We start from the raw sequence: 20,967 nt of genomic DNA, 5'->3' as shown, positions 1-20,967 counted from the left end.
AATGTAGAAGGGGGGGAGCAGTCGGCGGCGTAGCCGGGCGGGCAGCGCCGACGACAGGCGCGCCCACGCGGCCGCGGGGTCGGGGTGCGCGGCGCCGTCGGAGCGCAGCGCGGCGCCCACGGCCACGGCGTCCGCGCGGGCGGCGGCCAGGCCGCCGAGGCAGAGGGGGCAGTCGGCGACGTGCTGACGGTCGGCGTCGGAGACCCCGGCGGGCTCGTCGACGAGGCGGCGCAGCACGCCCTCAGTCGGATGACGCATGGCGGTCCAGCTCCTTCCGCAGCGCGGACTCGGCGCGCCGCACGGTCGTGCCGACGCTGCCGGGGGACAGGTCGAGGGCTGCCGCGACGTCGGCGTAGCCCATGCCGCTGTGCCGCAGCACGAGGGCCACGGCCTGTTTGCGGGGCAGCCGGGCGAGCGCGGCGCGCACCCGGCGGCGTTCCTCGAGGGTCACGACGGCGTCGGCCACGTCGGGCGCGACGACGTCGTCCGCCGCGGCGGCGGTCTCCTCCCGGGACGCGCGGCGACGTCCCGAGCGGAGCAGGTTCAGCGCGGTGTGGGCCGCGGCGACCGCGAGCCAGCCGCGGGCCTCCCCGGCCGGCACCGACGAGCGGGCGAAGGACAGGAACACGTCCTGCGCGACGTCCTCGGCCGAGTCCCGCGACCCGAGCACCCGGGCGGCCACGCCGACGACCCGCGGGTACTCCTGGCGGAACACCTCGCCGAGGTCGGCGCGCACGGCTCCGGGGACCGCTCGCGGCACCGCGCCGCCGTCGGTCCCCCCGACCCGGCCCGTCGCGCCCCGGTACGCCGCGCCCGGCAGGGCCAGGACGGCCTCGGGTCCCGCCTGTCGAACGAGCTCCATGTCCCTACAGCACCGCCCGGGGCCGAGATGTGACATCCGCGGCCGCAGTGTGCCGGACGGAGCGGGGGATCAGGCGCGTCCGGCGGGCTCCCCGGCCGCGTCGACGTAGCGGCCGCGCAGCCGGACCAGCGGGGCGCCGCCCCGGGCCAGCACGGGGACGCCGGTGACCTCCAGCAGCGCCAGCACGTGGTCGCCGGCCTCGACCAGCCGCTCCAGCCGGCAGTCCAGCGCGGCCAGCCCGCCCTCCAGCACGATCGCCTCGCTGCCCTCCGCCCGTCGCCAGGGCACCGACTCGAGCAGGTGCCGGGCGCTGGGCCGCCCGGCCGAGGAGAACCGGCTGGCCACGATGGCGTGCTCGGCGGCGAGCACGGTCAGCCCGCAGCTGCCGACCTCCTCGAGCACCTCGGCGGGGTAGCCGCCCGCGGCGAGGCCGACGGCGACCAGCGGCGGCTGCGCCGACACGCTCATCACCGAGGAGACCGTGGTGCCGACGTCGTCGATGTCGTCGCGGACGGTCAGCAGGCACACCCCGGCGGCGTACTGGCGGAGGGCCTCGGCGAACGTGGCGGGGTCGACCGGCATGGCGGCCAGTCGACCACACCCGCTCCGGGGCCAGCGCAGCCGTCAGCACTCCTGCGTGGACAGCCCGGGGGCGAGGTCGGGGTGCCCGGCTGTGCGCCCGGTCACCGTGCTGGAGTGTCTGCGTGCAGCTCGGACCCGCCCGCACCTCCTGGCACCGCTACCTCGCCCTGGGGGACTCCTTCACCGAGGGGCTGGCCGACCCCGACCCGCAGCGCCCCGGCGAGTTCCGCGGCTGGGCCGACCGGCTGGCCGAGCACCTGGCGGCCGTGACCAACGACGAGGTGGAGTACGCCAACCTGGCCATCCGCGGCCGGCTGCTCGGCCAGGTGCTCGCCGAGCAGGTGCCGGTGGCGCTGGCCGCCGAGCCGGACCTGGTGAGCCTGGTCGCCGGCGGCAACGACCTGCTGCGCCCCGGTGCCGACCCCGACCGGCTGGCCGCCGACCTCGAGGACGCCGTCGTCCGCTTCCGCGCCGCCGGCGCCGACGTGCTGCTGGCGACGGGGGTGGACCCGCGGCAGACGCCGATCATCCGGCGCACCCGCGGGCGGGTCGCGGTCTTCAACGCCTCGCTGTGGTCGATCGCGGCCCGGCACGGCGCCGTCGTCCTCGACCAGTGGGGCGCCGGGTGGGTGCAGGACTGGCGGATGTGGGACAGCGACCGCATCCACCTCACCGCCGAGGGCCACCGGCGGACGGCGCTGGCCGCGGCGACAGCGCTGGGCCTGCCGGTGGACGGCGACTGGCGCACCCCGCTGCCCCCGCAGCCGCCGCGCGCGCTGCGGGCGGCGCTGGCCGAGGAGGCGGCGTGGGTGCGCGGCTTCGTCGCGCCGTGGATCGCCCGCCGGCTGCGCGGCCGTTCCTCGGGGGACGGCCGCGCCGCCAAGCGGCCGGTGCCGCTGGCGCTCCCGCGCGCCTGACTACTCCTGCTCGAGCCGGCGGTCCTCGGTGGGCGGGCCCTCGGCGGTCAGCTCGTCGACCGACATCGCCCGGGTGGCCGGCTGGCCGGGTGCGGGGACGGGGGGCAGCCCGGAGGTGACCACGGCCTCGCCGTCCAGCACGTCCTGCACGGTGACCTCGCCGGGCGGCAGGGTGCTGGTCAGGTCGACGTCCCCGGTGCTCGGGAGGGTCGCGGGCAGCGGCGCCGGCCGGCCGAAGGCGTAGCCCTGGGCCATCTCGCAGCCGTGCTCGCGCAGCCAGTCGGCCTGGTCGAGGTCCTCGATGCCCTCGGCGATGACCTGCAGGCCCATGCCCAGACCGAGCTGCACCAGGCCCTGCACGAGCGCGGCGGTCGAGGGCTCGGTGACCACGTCGGCGACGAACGAGCGGTCGATCTTCACCGTGTGGATCGGCAGCCGGTGCAGGGCGGTGATCGCCGAGTAGCCGGTGCCGAAGTCGTCGAGGGCCAGCGTGACGCCGGCGTCGGTGACCTCGGAGACCGCCTGCAGCGTGGCGTCGGCGGCGAACAGCGCCGTCGACTCGGTGATCTCCAGCTCCAGCCGCTCCGGCGGCAGGCCGGACTCGGCCAGCGCGTCGGCGACCAGGTCGGCGAAGCCGGGCTCGGCGAGGTGCCGGGCGGAGATGTTGACGTGCACCCGCAGGCCCGCCGGCCAGCCGGCGGCGTCGAAGCAGGCCTGGCGGAGCACCCAGGCACCCAGCCGGGAGGTGAGCCGGTTGTCCTCCGCAGCGGTGAGGAAGGCCCCCGGCGGCAGCAGCCCGCGGGTGGGGTGCTGCCAGCGGATGAGCGCCTCGTAGCCCAGCAGCGTCTCGTCGTGCAGCGACACGATCGGCTGGTAGAAGAGCCGCAGCTCGTCGGACTCCAGGGCGTTGCGCAGGTCGGCCTCCAGCTGCAGCTGGTCGACCTCGCTGTCGGACAGCCCGCCGTCGTGCACCTCGATGCGGGCGCGGCTGCCGTCGGCCTTGGCGCGGGTGAGCGCGGCGTGCGCCTGGCGCAGCAGGTCGTCGGGGGCGACGTCGGAGCCGAGGGTCAGGCCGACGCTGGCCGACAGCACGATCTCGCGCTTGCCGATGAGGAACGGGTCGTCGAGCACCGACAGCAGCCGGTCGGCCATGGTGCGCAGCCCGTCGAGGTCCTCGACGTCCTCGGCGAGGATGAGGAACTCGTCGCCGCCCAGCCGGACGGCCGTGTCCTCGACCCGGGTGCTCCAGCGCAGCCGCTCGGCGACCTGGATGAGCAGCTGGTCGCCGGCCTCGTTGCCGAGGACGTCGTTGACCGCCTGGAAGCGGTCGAGGTTGAGGTGCACCAGCCCGACCTGCAGCCCGCGGCGGCGCGACAGCGCCAGGGCGTGGTTGAGCCGGTCGTTGAGGGCCCGCCGGTTGGGCAGGCCGGTCAGCGGGTCGGTGAAGGCCCGCCGGACCAAGTCCTCCTCGGCGCGCCGGCGGTCGGTGACGTCGACCAGCGAGAGGACGACGAACTGTGGCGTCCCGGTGCTGGTGTGGATGACCTCGTGCGACTGGGTGGCCCACAGCTCGCTGCCGTCGGCGCGGCGCAGGCGCCGCTCGCCGTCCACCCGCAGCCACGGGTCCAGCGGGTCGTCGGTGGTGTCGGGCACCGGCGCCTCGTCGGGGTGGGCGAGCAGGTCGACGTGCCGACCGACCATGTCCTCGGGCGTGCGGCCGGTCAGCGCGCACAGCGCGTCGTTGACCACCAGCAGGTGGCCGTCGAGGTCGACGAGGGCCTTGGGGATCGGCGCGGCGACGAACAGTGCCCGGAACAGCTGTCCGCGGTCGGCCAGCAGGGTGTCGATCGCGCGGAGCCTCGAGCCGGCGGCGGCGCCGGCGGTCCCCTCCTGGGGACGCGACACGTCGGGGGCGCTCAGGTTCACCCGGACAGCCTGCGGGACCGGACCCCTCCAGTCCGGGAACCGGTGGACGGAGAGTCGTGGTCAATCCATCACACAACGTGATAATGCGTGCACGGTGAGGCAGGTGTGACGGACGGGACGGCGGCGCCGGTGCGCGGCGGCCTCCCCCGGACGGATGAGCACCCTCCAGCACGCATTCCCGGGTGACGAGAGAGACGTGACGACCCATCCGCTCGGAGGAGCACCATGTCCCGTCCGTCCACCAGGCTCCCGCTGCGCGCCGGCGTGCTCACCGCGGTCAGCGCCGTCCTCGTCGCCGCCGTCGGCACCCCGGCGTGGGCCGAGGAACCGACCGGTCCCGCCACCTCGGTCTCGGCCATCGTCGTCACCGACGACGGCGTCGAGGTGGTCACCGAGCGCGTCCCCCAGAGCGAGGTCGCCGAGACCAAGGCCGAGCTGCGCCAGGAGGACGGGGTCGTCAGCGTCAGCGTCGACGTCCCGGTCCGGGCGATCGGCACGCCGAACGACGCGCTCCGGCCCCAGCAGTGGACCCTCGACACCTGGCACGTCGACGACCTGCCCGCCGACGCCCCCGACGGCAGCGGCCTGGTCGTCGCCGTCCTCGACACCGGGGTGCTCGCCAGCCACCCGGACCTCGCCGGCCGGGTGCGCTGCGACCTCGGCGCCGACTTCACCTCCGACGCGGCCACCTACGACCCGGCCGGGAACGGCTGCGTCGACCCGCACGGCCACGGCACGCACGTCGCCGGGCAGATCGCGGCGCTCCGCGACAACGGCATCGGCATCGCCGGCCTGAGCAACGCGGAGATCATGCCGGTCCGGGTGCTGGGCGCCACCGGCGGCGGGACGTCGTCCTGGGCGGCCGCGGGCATCTACCACGCCGTCGACAACGGGGCCTCGGTCATCAACATGAGCCTGGGCGGCGGCTACAGCTCCGCCTACGACGACGCGGTCCGGTACGCCGTCGAGCGGGGCGTGGTGGTGGTCGCCTCGGCCGGCAACAACCGGCAGAGCGGCAACGCGGTCAACTACCCGGCCGCCTCGCCGGGCGCCTTCGCCGTCGCGGCGACCGAGTCCAGCGGCCGGTCGGCCCCCTACAGCTACAGCGGTCCCACCAACCTGGTCGCCGCACCCGGCTCCGCGGTGTACTCGACCAGCATCAGCGGTGGGTACGCGGCGATGAGCGGCACCTCCATGGCGGCGCCGAACGCCTCGGCGGTCATCGCGCGCTACCGGGACGCGCACCCGTCGGCGACCGTCGCGCAGATCCGCGCCGTCGTCCAGGCCACCGCCGTCGACATCGAGACGGTCGGCAGGGACAACAACACCGGCTACGGCCTGCTCGACGCCTACGAGCTGCTGACCGGCCAGGACTTCCGCATGACCGGCCAGCTGTACCCGCCGCTGGTGCCCGCGCTCGGCGCGGTCACCGCGGGCAGCGGCTCGCTGACCGCCGCCTGGGGCGCGCCCGCCGGCGACGGCGGGTCCGCGGTCACCGGCTACGTGCTCCGGGTCCTGCAGGGCACCACCGTGGCGCGGACGGTGACCCTCCCGGCCACCGCACGCAGCACCACGGTGACCGGGCTGGTCAACGGCACCGGCTACGCGGTCACCGTCGCCGCCAGGAACCTGATCGGCACCGGCGCGGCCTCCGTCCCGAGCGCCGTGGTCGCCCCGCGCAGCGTCCCGGGCGCACCGCGGTTCGGCACGGTGACCCCGGGCGACGGCACGATCGTGGTCCGCTGGGCCGCCCCGCCGGCCAACGGCTCGCCGATCACCGGCTACACGCTGACCGTGGCCACCGGGACCACGACGGTGCGCACGCTGACCCCGGCGGCCTCGGCCACCTCCGAGACGCTGACCGGGCTGACCAACGGCACGGTGTACTCGCTGCGGCTCACGGCCACCAACGCGCTGGGCACCAGCCCGTCCTCCGCCGTGCTGCAGGTCGCCCCGCGCACGCTGCCGGGTGTCCCGGTGCTCGACGGCGTCACGCCGGGAGCCGCCTCGGTCGCCGTCCGGTGGACGGCGCCGACCTCCACCGGTGGGGCGGTGCTCTCCGGCTACGTCGTGAACGTGTACCGCGACGGCGTGCTGGCGAAGTCGCTGGTCGCGTCGGGCGGCGTCCGCTCCACGACGGTGCCCGGCCTGGTGAACGGCGCCACCTACACCGTCACCGTCGCGGCCCGGAACGCGGCCGGCACCGGCCCGGCCACGGCGGCCTCGGCGCCGGTCGTCCCGCGCGGGGTGCCATCGGTGCCGCGTACGCCGACGGCCACGGCCGGTCCGACGTCGGCCCGGGTGACCTGGCAGGCCCCGCTCGACAGCGGCGGGACGCCGATCACCGGCTACACCGTGCAGGTCTACCGCGCCGGCACGCTGGTCGGCACCGTCCCGGTTGGCGCCGGCACGCTGCAGGTGACCGTCTCGGGGCTGACCGCCGGCATCGGGCACTCTTTCGCGGTCAGGGCCACCAACGCCCTGGGCACCGGCTCGGCGTCGGTCCGCACGGTCACGGTGGTGCCCACCGCCTGACCCGGGCAGGTGGATGGACGGCGGCCGGCCGGGAACAGCCGGCCGCCGTCCGGCGCTGGGCGGGGCGTGAGCGACAAGCGGATCGGATTCCTCTCCTTCGGGCACTGGCAGCCCATCCCGGGTTCGCAGGTCCGGACCGGGCGGGACGCGCTCGTCCAGAGCGTGGAGCTGGCGGTCGCGGCCGAGGAGATCGGTCTGGACGGCGCCTACGTCCGGGTGCACCACTTCGCCCGTCAGCTGGCCTCCCCGTTCCCGTTGCTGGCCGCCATGGCGGTGCGCACCCGCCGGATCGAGGTCGGCACCGGCGTGATCGACATGCGTTACGAGAACCCGCTCTACATGGCCGAGGAGGCCGCGGCCACCGACCTGCTCAGCGACGGCCGGCTGCAGCTCGGCGTCAGCCGGGGGTCGCCCGAGACGGCGCTGCGCGGCTCGGAGGCCTTCGGGTACGTGCCGCCGGAGGGTTCGACCGACGCCGACCTCGCGCGGCAGAAGACCGCGCTGTTCCTGGCGGCGGTCCGGGGCGAGCGCCTGGTGGACGCCGACCCGCGGATGGCCGGCGGCATGCCCGGCAAGCTGGCCGTCCTGCCGCAGTCGCCCGGTCTGGCCGAGCGCATCTGGTGGGGCGCCGGCACCCGCGCGACAGGGGAGTGGGCCGCCCGGCAGGGGATGAACCTGATGAGCTCCACGCTGCTCAGCGAGGACACCGGCGTCCCCTTCGACGAGCTGCAGGCCGACCAGATCGCCCGCTACCGCGCCGCGTGGGCCGACGCCGGGTGGGAGCGGACGCCGCGCGTCTCGGTGAGCCGCAGCGTCATGCCCATCACCAGCGACCTCGACCGGCAGTACTTCGGCGAGCGCTCGGGCGAGGACCAGGTCGGCCTGCTCGAGGGCGTGCGGGCCCGCTTCGGCAAGAGCTACGTCGGCGAACCCGACCAGCTGGCCGAGGAACTGGCCAAGGACGCCGCCGTCCGCGAGGCGGACACACTGCTGCTCACCGTGCCCAACATGCTCGGCGTCGAGTACAACGCCCGGCTGCTGGAGACCGTCGCCCGGTACGTCGCCCCGGCGATCGGCTGGGTGCACCCGGACGACCGCGGCTGACCGGTCGAGCGGGCGTCGCTGCGAGGCACCATCGCAGCGCTACGCCCGTGACCGACCCCCGGGGGCGGTGAGGTGAGGTCGGACGGTCACCGCTGTTGCGGCCCATCCCCCGGGGGCTCTGGCTCACCGCTCGGCGACCGGAGCAGTGGCGACCGAGCTCCAGGGCGTGACCGGGATGGAGACCCCCGTGTCCCGACACCCGGCCTCGATCGCCGCAGCGTCGTCCGTGATGGAACCGGGCAGGGGTGAGCCGTCCAGCCACGTGTAGAGGGCCAGAGTGACGCGGGCAACCGCCTCTCCGGTGTCCGTTCCGGCGACCTCCGAGGCCTCCGTGAGGACGGGGTGTTCGTAGAGGTGCGGCTCACTGGCGGCGCTGACGTTGACGAAGCCGGCGGCGAACTGCAGGTCGTTGACCTCTGCTTCGGAGACCACACCGTCCACGACGGCGGCACTGACGGCTTCGAAGAGGAGTCCGGTGTCATGGCACGTCTTCACGAGCGTGGTGGTGTCGGTCCCCGGCCGCCGTGGCGGCTGGTCGACCGCGGCACCGCGCCGCTCGCACCAGCGCACGACCTCTGCCAGCGCGAGGTATCCCTGAGTGAAGAGCGGTTCAGGGATCGGCGCCACCTGCGTCCCCGTCAGGCCCGACCAGTTCTCGCGCACGTCGCGTATCGACCCGCGGACGTTCGGGTCGTCAACGGCTCGCGCAGCGTCGGTCAGGCGACCGACGGCAGCCATGACGCCGGACCACTGCTCACCGTCGTAACGAGGGGCGCGGCCCGGGAAGGTGCCGTAAGGCGCCCAGAAGACCGACAACGCCTCTGAGGTGGATGCAGCCGCCTCGCACGTGGCGGTAACAGCGGGCGGTGGCGGGGGATCGAGGAGAGTGCGTGCAGCGTCCACGGTCAGGACCACGGCCATGAGCGTCAGCACTGCTGTGCTGGCTCCCAACCCACGCTGCCACCCGACGGTCAGCTCTCGACGGATGACGAAGTAGCAGGCGGGGACCGCGAGCACGACCGGTAGACCGAGGAGGAGCTGCCACCAGGCGCTCGTGACGACAGCGGCGGCGAGCACCGCCAAGACGGCGACCACGCCGCCGATCGCGCCCCACGGTGCGTCTCCGCCTCGACCGTCGCCGGAGCGGCGGTCAACCGTGATCACGTGGCCGGCACCCCTGGCCCGGCCTCCGGTGCTGCCGCCCGGGTCCTCGTCGGGTGGCCGACGGGCGGCTGTGGTCGGCCGTCGGGCACGCGGGTCCGACCGGCGTCCGGGATCGGACTGCCGCGGTCGGTCCCCACTGATCGCGCGATCCGACCGGGTGGCCCGCGACTCGCGCGGCGCACGACGCTTTCGCTTCGCTGCGCTCACGGGGTGCTGTGAGGCGTGCAGCGACGGCCCGCGTTGAGCATTCGACCGGCTCCCGTGGTGGCAGATGCGCGCCGGAGGCTCGCACGGCTGCCGACGAGGTTAGGGCAGCCCCGCGTCTGCAGACGGGAACCAGCCGCAGACACGCAAGGCGCGCCCGGCAGGGATCGAACCTGCGACCAAGTGCTTAGAAGGCACCTGCTCTATCCGCTGAGCTACGGGCGCTCGGGCCCCGATCATCGCACCCCGTGCAGCGGCGGCAGCTCGGCGTGCGGGTGTCGACGTCGTCATGCGCGGGAGTGCAGCGGCGGGTCCGGACGATCCCGGCCCGCTCGTCCACAGGCGGCGATCCCGTCCACAGATGGCGGCGCGTGGTCCCACCCGGGCCGGGTGCGGCCCAGGGTCCTCGGTGCACCGGCACCCTGCCGGACCCGCCGGTCTGCGGCGGAGAGCCCCGAGGAGCACCGTGAACGACACCCACGTCACCGTCGTCGGCAACGTCGTCGACTCGCCCCGCCGCGTCAGCCTGGAGAACGGCGCGGTCACCAACTTCCGCCTGGCCTCGACCGCGCGCCGCTTCGACAGCCAGACCCAGGAGTTCGTCGACGCCGGCACCTTCTGGGTCGACGTCGAGTGCTGGAACGACCTGTCCGGCAATGTCTCGGGCAGCGTGAGCAAGGGCGACCCGGTCATCGTCCAGGGGACGCTCAGCACGCACAGCTGGGAGGGCGAGAACGGTCGCCGCAGCACACCGCGCATCCGGGCCTTCGCCGTCGGCCACAACCTGGCCCGCGGCATCGGCGTCTTCAAGCGCAGCCGGCCGGTCCGCGCGGCCGATCCGGTGCCGGCGGCTCCCGCCGACGACTACCCCGGTGCCGAGGAGGAACTCGTGCGCGGCCGGGACTACGAGGACGGTCCCGAGACGTTGCACTCGGTGGACACCACCGACCTCACCACGGAGCCCGCGCACAGCTGAGCGCCCGGGCTGGGAGGATCGGAGGGGAGAACGCACGGGGGCGGGCCGGCAGTCGGCTGGCCCGCCCCCCACTCGCGAACCGACGGAAGGCCTCGAAGCCCAGTGGCTCAGTACATCTACACGATGGTGCGTGCGCGCAAGGCGCACGGCGACAAGGTGATCCTGGACGACGTCACCCTGTCGTTCCTGCCCGGCGCCAAGATCGGCGTCGTCGGCCCGAACGGCGCCGGCAAGTCGACCGTCCTCCAGATCATGGCCGGGATGCAGCAGCCTTCCAACGGCGACGTGATGCTCGCGCCGGACGCCACGGTCGGCATCCTGCTCCAGGAGCCGCCGCTCAACGAGGAGCTCGACGTCCGCGGCAACGTGGAGGAGGCGGTCAAGCCCCTGCGGGACGCGCTGACCCGCTTCGAGGAGGTCAGCGCGGCGATGGGGGAGCCCGACGCCGACTTCGACGCGCTGCTGGCCGAGCAGGGCGAGCTCATGGAGGTCATCGAGAACGCCGACGGCTGGGAGCTCGACGCGCGCATCGAGCAGGCCATGGACGCGCTGCGCTGCCCGCCCGGCGACGCCGACGTCACCGTGCTCTCCGGTGGTGAGCGCCGCCGCGTCGCGCTGTGCAAGCTGCTGCTCGAGGCGCCGGACCTGCTGCTGCTCGACGAGCCCACCAACCACCTCGACGCCGAGAGCGTCGCCTGGCTGGAGCAGCACCTGGAGAAGTACGCCGGCACCGTCGTGGCCGTCACCCACGACCGGTACTTCCTCGACAACGTCGCCCAGTGGATCCTCGAGCTCGACCGCGGTCGGGCCTACCCCTACGAGGGCAACTACTCCACCTACCTGGAGACCAAGGCGGCCCGGCTCAAGGTCGAGGGCGCCAAGGACGTCAAGCGGCAGAAGCGCCTCAAGGAGGAGCTGGAGTGGGTCCGCTCCGGCGCCAAGGCGCGGCAGGCCAAGAGCAAGGCCCGCCTGCAGCGCTACGAGGAGATGGCCGCCGAGGCCGACAAGTTCCGCAAGCTGGACTTCGAGGAGATCCAGATCCCGCCGGGCCCGCGGCTGGGCAACGTCGTCGTCGAGACCCACGACCTCACCAAGGGCTTCAGCGAGCGGCTGCTGATCGACGACCTGTCGTTCACCCTGCCCCGCAACGGCATCGTCGGGGTCGTCGGTCCCAACGGCGCCGGCAAGACCACACTGTTCAAGATGCTGGTCGGCGAGGAGAAGCCGGACGACGGCGAGATCAAGGTCGGCGACACCGTCAAAGTCTCCTATGTGGAGCAGAACCGCAGCGGCATCGACCCCAAGAAGACGCTGTGGGAGGTCGTCTCCGACGGCCTCGACCACATCAAGGTCGGCAACGTCGAGATGCCCTCGCGGGCCTACGTCGCCGCGTTCGGGTTCAAGGGCCCGGACCAGCAGAAGCCGGCCGGTGTGCTCTCCGGTGGTGAGCGCAACCGCCTCAACCTCGCCCTGACCCTCAAGCAGGGCGGCAACCTCCTGCTGCTCGACGAGCCGACGAACGACCTGGACGTCGAGACGCTGAGCAGCCTGGAGAACGCGCTGCTGGAGTTCCCCGGCTGCGCCGTGGTCGTCAGCCACGACCGCTGGTTCCTCGACCGCGTGGCGACGCACATCCTCGCCTACGAGGGCGACTCGAAGTGGTTCTGGTTCGAGGGCAACTTCGCCGACTACGAGAAGAACAAGGTGGAGCGGCTCGGCCCGGAGGCGGCCCGCCCGCACCGGGCCACCTACCGGAAGCTGTCCCGGGACTGAAAAGGACCCCGCGTCCCCCCGTCCCTCGCGCGCTCGGGACGGGGCCCTGACGCGGAGCCGATCCAGAGCGTCACCACGCTCGGGACGGGGCCCTGACGCGGGGCCGTTCCAGAACGTCACCACGCGGCGGCCGGTGGGAGCACCTGCTCCGGCCGGCCGCCGTCGTCCGCGCCCCGTCCCCGGCCGGCGGGTCGCCGGCCGGAGCCATGCGGCAGGGTGTCGGTCGTGAGGCACACCGTGCAGGTCCCCATGCGCTGGTCGGACATGGACGCCTACGGCCACGTCAACAACGTGGTCTTCCTGGCCTACTTCGAGATGGCCCGCGTCGACCTCTTCTTCGACCGCGCCTCGCTCGAGGAGCAGACCGGCCTGCGGCAGGGCACCGTCGTCGCCGCCCACGACATCCAGTACAAGCTGCCGGTCGTCTACTCCCGCGACCCGCTCGAGGTGCAGATCTGGGTGTCGGACATCCGGGCGGCCGCCTTCACCTGCCACTACGAGCTGTTCAACCACGGACGCCGGGCGGTCACCGGCAGCACCCTGCTGGTGCCCTTCGACTTCGCCATCGACCGGCCCCGCCGGCTCACCCCGGACGAGAAGGCCTTCCTCGCCCGCTACGCCGACGAGCAGGTCGATTGACGGTGCCCCCTGCCCCCGCAGGTGGAGAGGCGCCGCCCCACGTCGACGTCGCCACCGCCGCGGACCCGGTGGCCGCCGTCCTCGGCGCCCACGATCGCGGTCAGCTCATCGCGCTCCGGACGTCGGGGACGACCAGCCGGCCCCGCTCGGTCGTCCGCACCACCGGATCCTGGTTCGAGTCGTTCGTCCACGTCTCGGCGCTCGCCGACCTCGGTCCCGGCTCACGCGTCTGGCTGCCCGGGCCGCTGTCGGCCACGATGAACCTCTTCGCCGCCGTCCACGCCCGGTACGTCGGCGCCTCCCTGGTCGGGTCTCCCGAGGAGGCCACGCACGCCCACCTCACTCCGGCGATGCTGCTCGCGACCCTGTCGGCGGGAACGGACCTGCGCGACCGCTGCCTGGTCGTCGCCGGCGACCGGTTGAGCCCCGAGGTCGCTCGCCGGGCTGCCGCGGCCGGTGCCAGGGTGAGCCACTACTACGGGGCCGCCGAGCTGTCGTTCGTCGCCTGGGGTGCCCACGAGGCGGACCTGCGTCCCTTCCCCGGGGTCACGGTCCAGATCCGCGACGGGGTGCATCTGGGTGTCGTCCCCGTACCTGTCGCAGGGCTACGTCGGCGCGGACGGCCCGTTCGTCCGGGGCGAGGACGGCTTCGCCACGGTGGGCGACCACGGGAGCCTGCGAGGAGACCTGCTGACGGTCGCCGGGCGGGGGACCGAGGCCGTCGTCACCGCCGGGGTCACCGTGCTCGTCGCCGACGTCGAGCACGAGCTGCGCCGGGCCACCGGCGAGGAGGTGTTCGTCGTCGGCGTGCCACACCCACGTCTCGGCGCGGTCGTCGCGGCCATCCTCCCGGACCGGGGCCCGGGCGCCCTCGTCCGGGTGAGAGCGGCCGCCCGGGAGGGCCTTCCTGCGGCGCACCGGCCGCGGCGGTGGTTCCACGTCTCGAGCCTGCCCCTGACCGCGGCCGGCAAGGTCGACCGTGTTGCACTCGCCGAGCTCGCGGCATCCGGCCGGCTGGGGCCGGTCGGATCGGAGTCCACCCCGCCGGCCATCGGGGACGCCGGGGAACGCCGGTGAGCCGACCGCGATCCGCGGACGCCCCGGTCCTGGTGGCGGCGCGGCGTACGCCGATCGGCACGGCCGGCCGCTCCCTGGCGGCGTCCACCGCTGCCGACCTCGCCGCCTCCGTGATCGCGGCCCTCTGCGCGGAGCTGCGGCGGGACGGTGACGCCGACGTGCGTGACGTCATGCTCGGCAACTGCATGGGCCCTGGCGGGAACGTCGCTCGGGTGGCTGCACTGCAGGCCGGCCTGCCCGTCTCCGTGCCCGGCCTCACCGTCGACCGGCAGTGCGGCAGCGGCCTGGCGGCCATCGTGCTGGCCGTGTCGGCAGTGCGCAGCGAGCCGGGCACGGTGCTCGCTGGAGGCGTCGAGTCGGCGTCCACCGCTCCCTGGCGGTCCTGGCCGCCTGTCGCGGGCGGTCCCCCGACCCGGTACGAGCGGGCCCCGTTCGCGCCGGCGGCCCTGGGCGATCCCGACATGGGGCCGGCCGCCGACCTGCTCGCCGACGACTCCGGGGTGTCGAGGGAGCGCCAGGACCACTACGCGGCCCGATCGCACGCTCGGGCCGTGGCCACCCAGCGATCCGGCGGGTTCGTCGAGGAGATCGTGCCGGTCGCCGGCGTGGTCCGGGACGACCGCCCGCGTCCGGGGCTCTCGCAGGAGCGGCTGGCCCGGTTGCGCCCGGCCTTCCGCCCGGACGGCACCGTCACGGCGGGCAACTCGTGCGGGATCAACGACGGCGCGGCGCTGGTCGCGGTGGCCGACGCGGCGACCCACCGCCGCATCGACGTCCCGGGGCTGCGGGTCCTCGCCACCGCCACTGCCGGCGTCGACCCGAACCGGCCGGGGCTGGGCATCGTGCCCGCCACCCGACTGGCGCTCGACCGGGCTGGGCTGTCCCTCGACGACCTCGACGTCGTCGAGTTCAACGAGGCCTTCGCCGGCCAGGTGCTGGCCTGCTGCGACGCGTTGGGGCTGGACGCGGCGCGGGTCTGCCCCGAGGGCGGGGCGTTGGCCCTGGGACACCCCTGGGGTGCGTCCGGTGCCGTGCTGGCCGTCCGGCTGTTCTCCCAGCTGGTCCGCCGTCCTGGTGGCCGCTACGGCCTGGCGGCCATCGCCGCCGGTGGGGGGCAGGGAGTGGCGATGGTGGTCGAGACCTGCAGGTGACCGGTCCGGTCAGACCTGTCGCGGCACCGGACGGTCGGCGCCGGTGGGGGCACCCCGCCGCGCGGCCTCCTCCTCGGACACCGGGCGCACCACGGCGCCCTCCGCGATCGGTGCCCCGGCGAACACCGCCGCGTTGAGCCCGCCGCGGTGCACCATCGCCTTGACCAGGCGAGCACCGGTCAGCCGCTCCAGGTGCGTGCACGGCGGGCAGCGCTTCACCCCGAACAGCAGCGCGTCGCCGACGGCGAACCAGCGGCCCACCAGCGACGGCAGGTCGATCCCCGCGGTGACCAGGTTCCGGCGGGTGTCGCCCGGGGTCAGCGGCACGCCCACCTCGGCGGCCACCGCGGCGACGTCCGCGGCGTCGATTAGGGTCAGCTGCTTCTCCAGGTCGGGGTACCGCGCCCACGTCCCGCCGCCGAGCGCGTAGCGGTCGCCCTCCAGCCCGCGCCCGGCGAGCAGTCGCGCCGAGGGCACCCGCCGCATCGGGGCGGCCGCCTCGGAGGTCAGCCAGATCCCGGTCAGCACGCCGCCGTCCATCACGCCCTCCCCGGCCGCCGCACCGGTGTGTCGTCCGCGCCGCGCGCGTCCAGCGCCTCACTCACGTCGTGGGCCATCTGCAGCAGCTGCACCAGCAGCGGGGCGACCGTCGTCCGCAGCGCCCGCACCCCCCGGGGCGGGCCGCCCCGGGCCGCCTGCGCCGCGCGGATCCGGTCGGCCCGCTCGATCAGCACCGGGATGAAGCGCAGCGCCATCGCGATCAGCAGGCCCACCCGCTCCGGCCGCCCGCCCACCAGCCGCAGCGGCGCGCAGAGCCGCTCGACCACTCGCACCATCTCGCTCACCCGTGTCGTCGCCGTCACCACGGCCGCGGCGAGCACCAGCGTGAGCAGCCGCAGCACGGTGTGCGCACCGGTGGCCACGTCGGTGGTCAGCGCGTGCACGACGAAGAGCACCAGCAGGAACCACCGCAGCGCCCACGCCTGCCGGGCCAGGACGGCGACCGGCAGCCGGGCCACCCCCAGCCCCACGACCAGCGTGCCGACGAGCGCGGCCCCGGCCACCGTCGGGGTCGGCCGGGCGAAGAGCAGGACGGCGAGCACGGCCAGGCACAGCAGCTTGACCCCGGCCGGCAGCCGGTGCACCGGGCTGCCCACCGGCACGTACAGCGCGAGGGTCACCGGCGCTCCATGAGGGCGCGGTAGGCGGCCACGGCCGGGCCGGGGGGAGCGTCCTCGACGACCCGGCCGCCGTCGACCACCAGCACCCGGTCGAAGCCGTCGAGCAGGTCCAGCTGGTGGGTCACCACGACGACCTGCTGCTCGAGGCCGGCGATCACCTCGGCGACGCGGCGGGCGTTCACCAGGTCCAGCAGCGTCGTCGGCTCGTCGAAGACGATCCGGGCCGGCTGCATGACCAGCACGCCGGCGATGGCCAGCAGCTGCTTCTGGCCGCCGGAGAGCAGGTGCGCCGGGTGGTCGGCGTGCCCGGCCAGGCCGTAGCGCTCCAGCACCTCGGCGACGCGGGCGGCCCGCTCGTCCGGGGGCACGCCCTGGTTCTCCAGCCCGTAGGCGACGTCCTCGGCGACCGTCGGGTGCACGATCTGCGCGTCCGGGTCCTGGAAGACGAACCCGACCCGGCGGCGCACCGCGCGCACCTGCGTGCGGGTGTCCAGCCCGTCGACCAGCACCTGCCCCTCGGTGGGCACCACCAGGCCGTTGAGCAGCCGGGCGAAGGTGCTCTTGCCCGAGCCGTTGGCGCCGACCACGCCGACGCGCGGCTCGGTCAGCTGCAGGTCGATGCCCTCGAGCACCACCCGGTCGCCGTACCGGTGCCCGACCCTCCGGAGTTCGATGCCGCGGCCGGGTTCGGCGACGTCGGTGTCCGCGGTCGCGGCAGAGGAACGGCGGAACCTCACCGGGTGGTAGCAGTCCGGCGGGGACGTTCGATGACCGGGTAGCTGCGCCGCACGACGTCGGCGATGGCCGCCGCGGCGAAGGCCTTGAACAGGTCACCCGGGATGAACGGGAGCGCGCCACCGGTCAGCGCCTGGCCCCACGTCAGCCCGGCGACGGCCTTGAGCACCGGCACACCGACGGCGTAGATGACGACGATGCCACCCACGACGTTGATCAGTGTGCCGCGCAGGACGTTGTAGCGGTCCCAGGAGCGCTCGGTCAGCCAGCCGATGACGAAGGCGGCGACCGGCCAGCTGTAGAGGTAGCCGGCCGAGGTCCCGACGAAGGGCGCCAGGCCGCCGCGGCCGCCGGCCAGCAGCGGCAGGCCGATCGCCACCAGGACGAGGAACAGCAGGACGGCGAGGAAGCCGCGGCGGGCCCCCAGGACGGCGCCGGCCAGCATCACGCCGAGCGTCTGGGCGGTGATCGGCACCGGGCCGACGGGGATGGCCGGGATCGTGCCCAGCACGGCGATGACCGCCGCGAAGAGCGCGATGTAGGCGAGGTCCCTGGTCTTCACGGCAGTCTCCTCCCGGTGCGCGCGGTCCACCCGCGGCTCCCGGCGGAAGGTACCCGAGCACGGCCGGACGGCCTCGCTGCAGGGGCCCGTTGCGAGCCTGGCGACGTACTGGAACGGCCACCCTCCAGGGTCCCGCCGGCCCCGTCCCGGGCCCCGCCCTGAGCCTGCGAAGGGTGGGGAGGACGGGGTCCTCTTACGAGGCGTGGAGGGAAGGGCGGTTCTCTCTCAGGCCTGCAACCACACCGCCGCGTCGTGCGGCAGCACCTCTCCCGTGGTGTCCGCACTCGCCAGCAGCACGCGGCCCTCAGGCAGCGGGACCGGGGCGCCGGAGAGGTTGAGCAGGCACACCAGCCCGCCGGGACGGCGGAACGCGAGGCAGCCGTCGGGTGCCGGCACCCAGTCGAGGTCCGCACCGGCGAAGGCGGGCGAGGTCCGCCGCAGGGCGAGCGCAGCTCGGTACAGCGACAGCACCGAACCGGGGTCGTGCTCCTGGGCGGCCGCGGTCAGCGGCTCCCAGCCCGCCGGCATCGGCAGCCAGGTCTCGGCGTTCGCGGAGAAGCCGTACGACGGCTCGGCACCCGACCACGGCACCGGGATGCGGCAGGCGTCGCGCCCGCGTTCGGTGCGCCCCGACCGCTCCCAGATCGGGTCCTGCAGCGCCTCATCGGGCAGCTCGACGTCCGGCATGCCCAGCTCGTCGCCGTTGTACAGGTAGGCCGCGCCGGGCAGGGCCAGCTGCAGCAGCGCCGCCGCCCGCGCCCGCCGGGTGCCCTGCGCACCGCCGCCGTAGCGGGTGACGTGCCGCGGGCGGTCGTGGTTGGACAGCACCCAGCAGGCCGGCGCCGGCGTCCCGGCCACGGTGGCCAGCGAGTGGACGACGGCGTCGCGCAGCTCCTCGACGTCCCAGTGGGCGGTCAGCAGCTTGAAGTTGAACGCCAGGTGCAGCTCGTCCTCGCGCAGGTACAGCGCCAGCCGGTCGTCGTCCTTCACCCACACCTCGCCGACGGCCATGGTGCCGGGGTACTCGTCGAGGACCCGGCGGATGCGGCGGTGCACGTCGTGCACCCCGTCGCAGTCGAACCGGTGGTCGCCGGCGCCGTGGTCGTCGAGCAGGCCGGTGTCCTCCATCGGCTGCATGTCCGGCAGCCCCTCCGGCTTGGCCATGCCGTGGGCCACGTCGATGCGGAACCCGTCGACGCCGCGGTCGAGCCAGAACCGCATCGTCGTCTCGAGGTCGGCGAGCACCTCGGGGTTGGTGAAGTCCAGGTCGGGCTGCTCGGGCGCGAAGATGTGCAGGTACCACTGGCCGTCGTCCACCCGGGTCCACGCCGGGCCGCCGAAGACCGAGGGCCAGTTGTTCGGCGGCTCCGCGCCGTCCGGGCCGCGGCCGTCGCGGAACAGGTACCGGGCCCGCTCGGGCGACCCGGGGCCGGCCGCCAGCGCGGCCTGGAACCAGGCGTGCCGGTCGGAGGTGTGGTTCGGCACCAGGTCGACGGTCACCCGGATGCCGAGCGCGTGGGCCTCGGCCAGCAGCGCGTCGAACTCGGCGAGGTCGCCGAAGACCGGCTCGACGTCGCGCGGGTCGGCGACGTCGTAGCCGTGGTCGGCCATGGGCGAGGGGTAGAACGGCGTGATCCACAGCGCGTCGGCGCCGAGCGCGGACAGGTGCGGCAGGCGGGCGCGGATCCCAGCCAGGTCGCCGACGCCGTCACCGTTCCCGTCGGCGAAGCTGCGGATGTAGACCTGGTAGAAGACCGCCGTACGCCACCAGTCGGGGGTGCGGGCGGCGGGCAGGGACGTGTCCGGGCTCACCGGTCTCCTCAGGGGGCGTGGGATGTGCGGCGGCCCCGTCCAGAGGCTCGCGCCGAGCTCGCGAGGCGTGAGGAGGACGGGGTCCTTCGACGAGTGGCGGGGGGCGAGGGGGTCCTTCAGCGGTTCTGCATGCTGCGCGCGGCCATCTCCATGTAGCCCCACAGGGTCGCGTCCTGCTGGGGGGTCAGCTCCAGGGAGTCGACGGCGTCGCGCATGTGCCGCAGCCACGCGTCGCGCTCGGCGGGACCGATGGCGAAGGGCGCGTGGCGCATGCGCAGCCGGGGGTGGCCGCGCTGCTCGGAGTAGGTGGTCGGGCCGCCCCAGTACTGCTCGAGGAAGCCGCGCAGCCGGGTCTCGGCGCCCTCCCAGTCGTCCTGCGGGTAGAGCGGCGCGAGCACCGGGTCGGTGCGCACCCCGGCGTAGAAACGGGCCACGAGCCGACGGAAGGTGGGGGCGCCGCCGACCTCCTCGTAGAAGGTCCGCGCCGACGGCAGGGATCGGCTCATGCCTCTGATCGTCCCGCAGCCGGGCGAGCCGCTGCCACGTGACCCTGGGTACGCACGTAGGCCAGCAGCGGCGGGACGACGGCGAGCAGCCCGAGCCCGCCGACGAGGGCCACCACGCTGCCGGGCGTCAGCCCCTCGGCCAGGGCGCCGGCGCCGAGCACGCCGATGCCCTGGACGCCGTAGAGCCCGCTGACCGCGACGCCGAAGGCGCGGCCGCGGTAGGCCGGTGGCACCGCCTGCACGAAGGCGACGTTGAGCGGGATGGTCCAGGCCGCCCCGAGCCCGGCGACGAACATCAGCGCGACGACGGTCGCGTAGCGGCCGGTGCCCGGTCCGCCCCAGACGGTGACCAGGCCGGCCAGCAGGATCGGCACCAGCGAGAGCACGACGAGGGGCGGCACGAGCTGCTCGCGGCGCTCCTGGGTCAGGGCGCGGGCGACGAGCAGTCCGCCCACGGTGACCCCCGCCGGGTTGGCGGCCAGCAGGACGCCGACCTGCGCCGGGCCCTGGCCCAGCTGCTCGACCAGCGGCGCGGCGATGCCCTCGGGCGCGTTGGCGAACAGCGACCCCACCCAGGTGACGGCGATGATCGCCAGCAGCCGCGGCGTCCGGCCGATCAGGCGCAGCCCCTCGGCCGCGTCCCGCCACATCGAGCGGGGCCCCTCGGCGTCGCCGTCGTCGTCCGGGGCCGGGCGGCGCTGCAGCCGCGCCCACAGCCACACCGCCGAGACGGCGAAGGTGGCCGCGTCGATCAGCAGCGCGGCCGACGGGTCGAGGAGGGCGACGAGCGTGCCGCCCAGGACGAACCCCAGGACCTGCGCCACCTGCGAGCCGACGTTGGTCAGGGACGTCGCCAGCGCGTAGCGGTCGCCGTCGAGGACGTCGGCCATCAGCGCCGAGCGGGCCGACTCGAACGGCGGCCCGCACACCGCCACGACCAGCAGCAGGCCGAGCAGCACCGGCAGTGGCGTCCCCGGGAGGGCCATGCCGGCCACCAGCAGCGCCCGGGCGGCGTCGGTGGCGATGAGCACGCGGTGCCGGGGGAACCGGTCGGCGAGGGTCGACAGCAGCGGCCCGCCGACCAGCCAGGGCAGGTAGCTGATCGCGAAGGTGACCGCCGAGAGCAGCGGTGAGTCGGTGCGCTGGTAGACCAGCACGGTCAGCGCGACGCGGGCCAGTTCGTCGCCGATGGTCGACAGCAGGTAGGTGCCGAACAGCGGGCGGAACTCGCGCACGCCGAACAGCCCGCGGAAGGTCGCCG

The 20,967-nt window shown here is 74.7% G+C and carries 19 protein-coding genes, 1 tRNA gene and 2 pseudogenes; 9 read left to right on the top strand and 13 right to left on the bottom strand.

Annotated elements, in window-relative coordinates:
• The 3 genes and pseudogenes from CNO22_RS01720 to CNO22_RS01710 form a co-directional block, all read right to left on the bottom strand.
• Positions 1-258: pseudogene (locus CNO22_RS01720) on the bottom strand (hypothetical protein); the annotation flags it as partial.
• Positions 242-862, bottom strand: a complete 621-nt coding sequence (locus CNO22_RS01715; RefSeq protein ID WP_232806718.1) for an RNA polymerase sigma factor — start codon at positions 860-862, stop codon at positions 242-244. The pseudogene CNO22_RS01720 and the gene CNO22_RS01715, both read right to left, overlap by 17 nt.
• Positions 863-931: 69 nt before the next feature.
• On the bottom strand, positions 932-1,444 hold the full coding sequence (locus CNO22_RS01710; protein ID WP_100497628.1) for a flavin reductase family protein: 513 nt from the start codon (positions 1,442-1,444) through the stop codon (positions 932-934).
• Between the two features lie 122 nt (positions 1,445-1,566).
• Here CNO22_RS01710 and CNO22_RS01705 point away from each other — a divergent pair, with 122 nt between their 5' ends.
• On the top strand, positions 1,567-2,361 hold the full coding sequence (locus CNO22_RS01705) for an SGNH/GDSL hydrolase family protein (protein ID WP_100497627.1): 795 nt from the start codon (positions 1,567-1,569) through the stop codon (positions 2,359-2,361).
• Here the strand turns inward: CNO22_RS01705 and CNO22_RS01700 are convergent, their stop codons facing one another.
• Positions 2,362-4,287: a putative bifunctional diguanylate cyclase/phosphodiesterase gene (locus tag CNO22_RS01700; protein ID WP_100497626.1), complete on the bottom strand. Its 1,926-nt coding sequence runs from the start codon at positions 4,285-4,287 to the stop codon at positions 2,362-2,364.
• A gap of 225 nt (positions 4,288-4,512) precedes the next feature.
• On the opposite strand from CNO22_RS01700, the gene CNO22_RS01695 reads away from it, so the two are divergent.
• Both CNO22_RS01695 and CNO22_RS01690 read left to right on the top strand, forming a co-directional pair.
• Positions 4,513-6,822 (top strand): S8 family serine peptidase, encoded by a 2,310-nt coding sequence (locus CNO22_RS01695; protein ID WP_100497625.1) that lies wholly within the window; start codon positions 4,513-4,515, stop codon positions 6,820-6,822.
• 66 nt (positions 6,823-6,888) lie between these two features.
• Complete coding sequence (locus tag CNO22_RS01690) at positions 6,889-7,926, top strand: LLM class flavin-dependent oxidoreductase (protein WP_100497624.1); 1,038 nt, start codon at positions 6,889-6,891, stop codon at positions 7,924-7,926.
• 123 nt (positions 7,927-8,049) lie between these two features.
• On the opposite strand, the gene CNO22_RS01685 is transcribed toward CNO22_RS01690, so the two are convergent.
• Positions 8,050-9,090, bottom strand: coding sequence for a hypothetical protein (locus CNO22_RS01685; protein WP_157936741.1), 1,041 nt, complete (start codon positions 9,088-9,090; stop codon positions 8,050-8,052).
• 356 nt (positions 9,091-9,446) lie between these two features.
• Positions 9,447-9,519 (bottom strand) — tRNA-Arg (locus CNO22_RS01680).
• A 241-nt stretch (positions 9,520-9,760) separates the two neighbouring features.
• Here CNO22_RS01680 and CNO22_RS01675 point away from each other — a divergent pair.
• From CNO22_RS01675 to CNO22_RS01650, 6 genes and pseudogenes are all read left to right on the top strand, one after another.
• Positions 9,761-10,270: a single-stranded DNA-binding protein gene (locus tag CNO22_RS01675; RefSeq protein WP_100497622.1), complete on the top strand. Its 510-nt coding sequence runs from the start codon at positions 9,761-9,763 to the stop codon at positions 10,268-10,270.
• A 102-nt stretch (positions 10,271-10,372) separates the two neighbouring features.
• Entirely contained in the window at positions 10,373-12,043 is a 1,671-nt protein-coding gene (gene ettA / locus CNO22_RS01670) for an energy-dependent translational throttle protein EttA (RefSeq protein WP_100497621.1), read from the top strand.
• Between the two features lie 225 nt (positions 12,044-12,268).
• Positions 12,269-12,682 carry an acyl-CoA thioesterase gene (locus CNO22_RS01665; RefSeq protein ID WP_198588038.1) on the top strand — a complete coding sequence of 138 codons (414 nt, stop codon included), beginning with the start codon at positions 12,269-12,271 and terminating at the stop codon, positions 12,680-12,682.
• Positions 12,683-12,684: 2 nt separating this feature from the next.
• Positions 12,685-13,227 (top strand): annotated as a pseudogene (locus CNO22_RS30030) (AMP-binding protein); the annotation flags it as partial.
• Positions 13,228-13,261: 34 nt separating this feature from the next.
• Positions 13,262-13,759 carry an AMP-binding enzyme gene (locus CNO22_RS01655; protein WP_157936740.1) on the top strand — a complete coding sequence of 166 codons (498 nt, stop codon included), beginning with the start codon at positions 13,262-13,264 and terminating at the stop codon, positions 13,757-13,759.
• Entirely contained in the window at positions 13,756-14,910 is a 1,155-nt protein-coding gene (locus CNO22_RS01650; protein WP_100497617.1) for a thiolase family protein, read from the top strand. The genes CNO22_RS01655 and CNO22_RS01650 overlap by 4 nt, the downstream gene beginning before the upstream one ends.
• Before the next feature lie 9 nt (positions 14,911-14,919).
• Here CNO22_RS01650 and CNO22_RS01645 read toward each other — a convergent pair whose 3' ends face one another.
• The 7 genes from CNO22_RS01645 to CNO22_RS01615 all read right to left on the bottom strand — a co-directional run bounded on the left by CNO22_RS01645 (position 14,920) and on the right by CNO22_RS01615 (position 20,941).
• Complete coding sequence (locus tag CNO22_RS01645) at positions 14,920-15,450, bottom strand: MOSC domain-containing protein (RefSeq protein ID WP_100497616.1); 531 nt, start codon at positions 15,448-15,450, stop codon at positions 14,920-14,922.
• Positions 15,450-16,091, bottom strand: a complete 642-nt coding sequence (locus CNO22_RS01640) for an energy-coupling factor transporter transmembrane component T family protein (RefSeq protein ID WP_100497615.1) — start codon at positions 16,089-16,091, stop codon at positions 15,450-15,452. The genes CNO22_RS01645 and CNO22_RS01640 overlap by 1 nt, the downstream gene beginning before the upstream one ends.
• Entirely contained in the window at positions 16,088-16,828 is a 741-nt protein-coding gene (locus CNO22_RS01635; protein ID WP_232806717.1) for an energy-coupling factor ABC transporter ATP-binding protein, read from the bottom strand. The genes CNO22_RS01640 and CNO22_RS01635 overlap by 4 nt, the downstream gene beginning before the upstream one ends.
• Positions 16,825-17,388 (bottom strand): biotin transporter BioY, encoded by a 564-nt coding sequence (locus CNO22_RS01630; protein ID WP_100497614.1) that lies wholly within the window; start codon positions 17,386-17,388, stop codon positions 16,825-16,827. Before CNO22_RS01630 ends, CNO22_RS01635 begins: the two co-directional genes overlap by 4 nt.
• A 225-nt stretch (positions 17,389-17,613) precedes the next feature.
• A complete protein-coding gene (locus tag CNO22_RS01625; RefSeq protein WP_232806716.1) occupies positions 17,614-19,200 on the bottom strand; it encodes a glycoside hydrolase family 13 protein in 1,587 nt (528 codons plus the stop codon).
• Positions 19,201-19,316: 116 nt separating this feature from the next.
• A complete protein-coding gene (locus CNO22_RS01620; RefSeq protein WP_100497613.1) occupies positions 19,317-19,706 on the bottom strand; it encodes a globin in 390 nt (129 codons plus the stop codon).
• Positions 19,703-20,941: an MFS transporter gene (locus CNO22_RS01615; RefSeq protein ID WP_232806715.1), complete on the bottom strand. Its 1,239-nt coding sequence runs from the start codon at positions 20,939-20,941 to the stop codon at positions 19,703-19,705. The genes CNO22_RS01620 and CNO22_RS01615 overlap by 4 nt, the downstream gene beginning before the upstream one ends.
• Between the last annotated feature and the right edge of the window lie 26 nt (positions 20,942-20,967).

Origin of the sequence: Geodermatophilus chilensis (genome assembly GCF_002802985.1) — a bacterium.
Taxonomy (GTDB): Bacteria; Actinomycetota; Actinomycetes; order Mycobacteriales; family Geodermatophilaceae; genus Geodermatophilus; species Geodermatophilus chilensis.
Note: the sequence above shows the minus strand (reverse complement) of the source record. Positions and strands in the feature narration are given on the sequence as shown.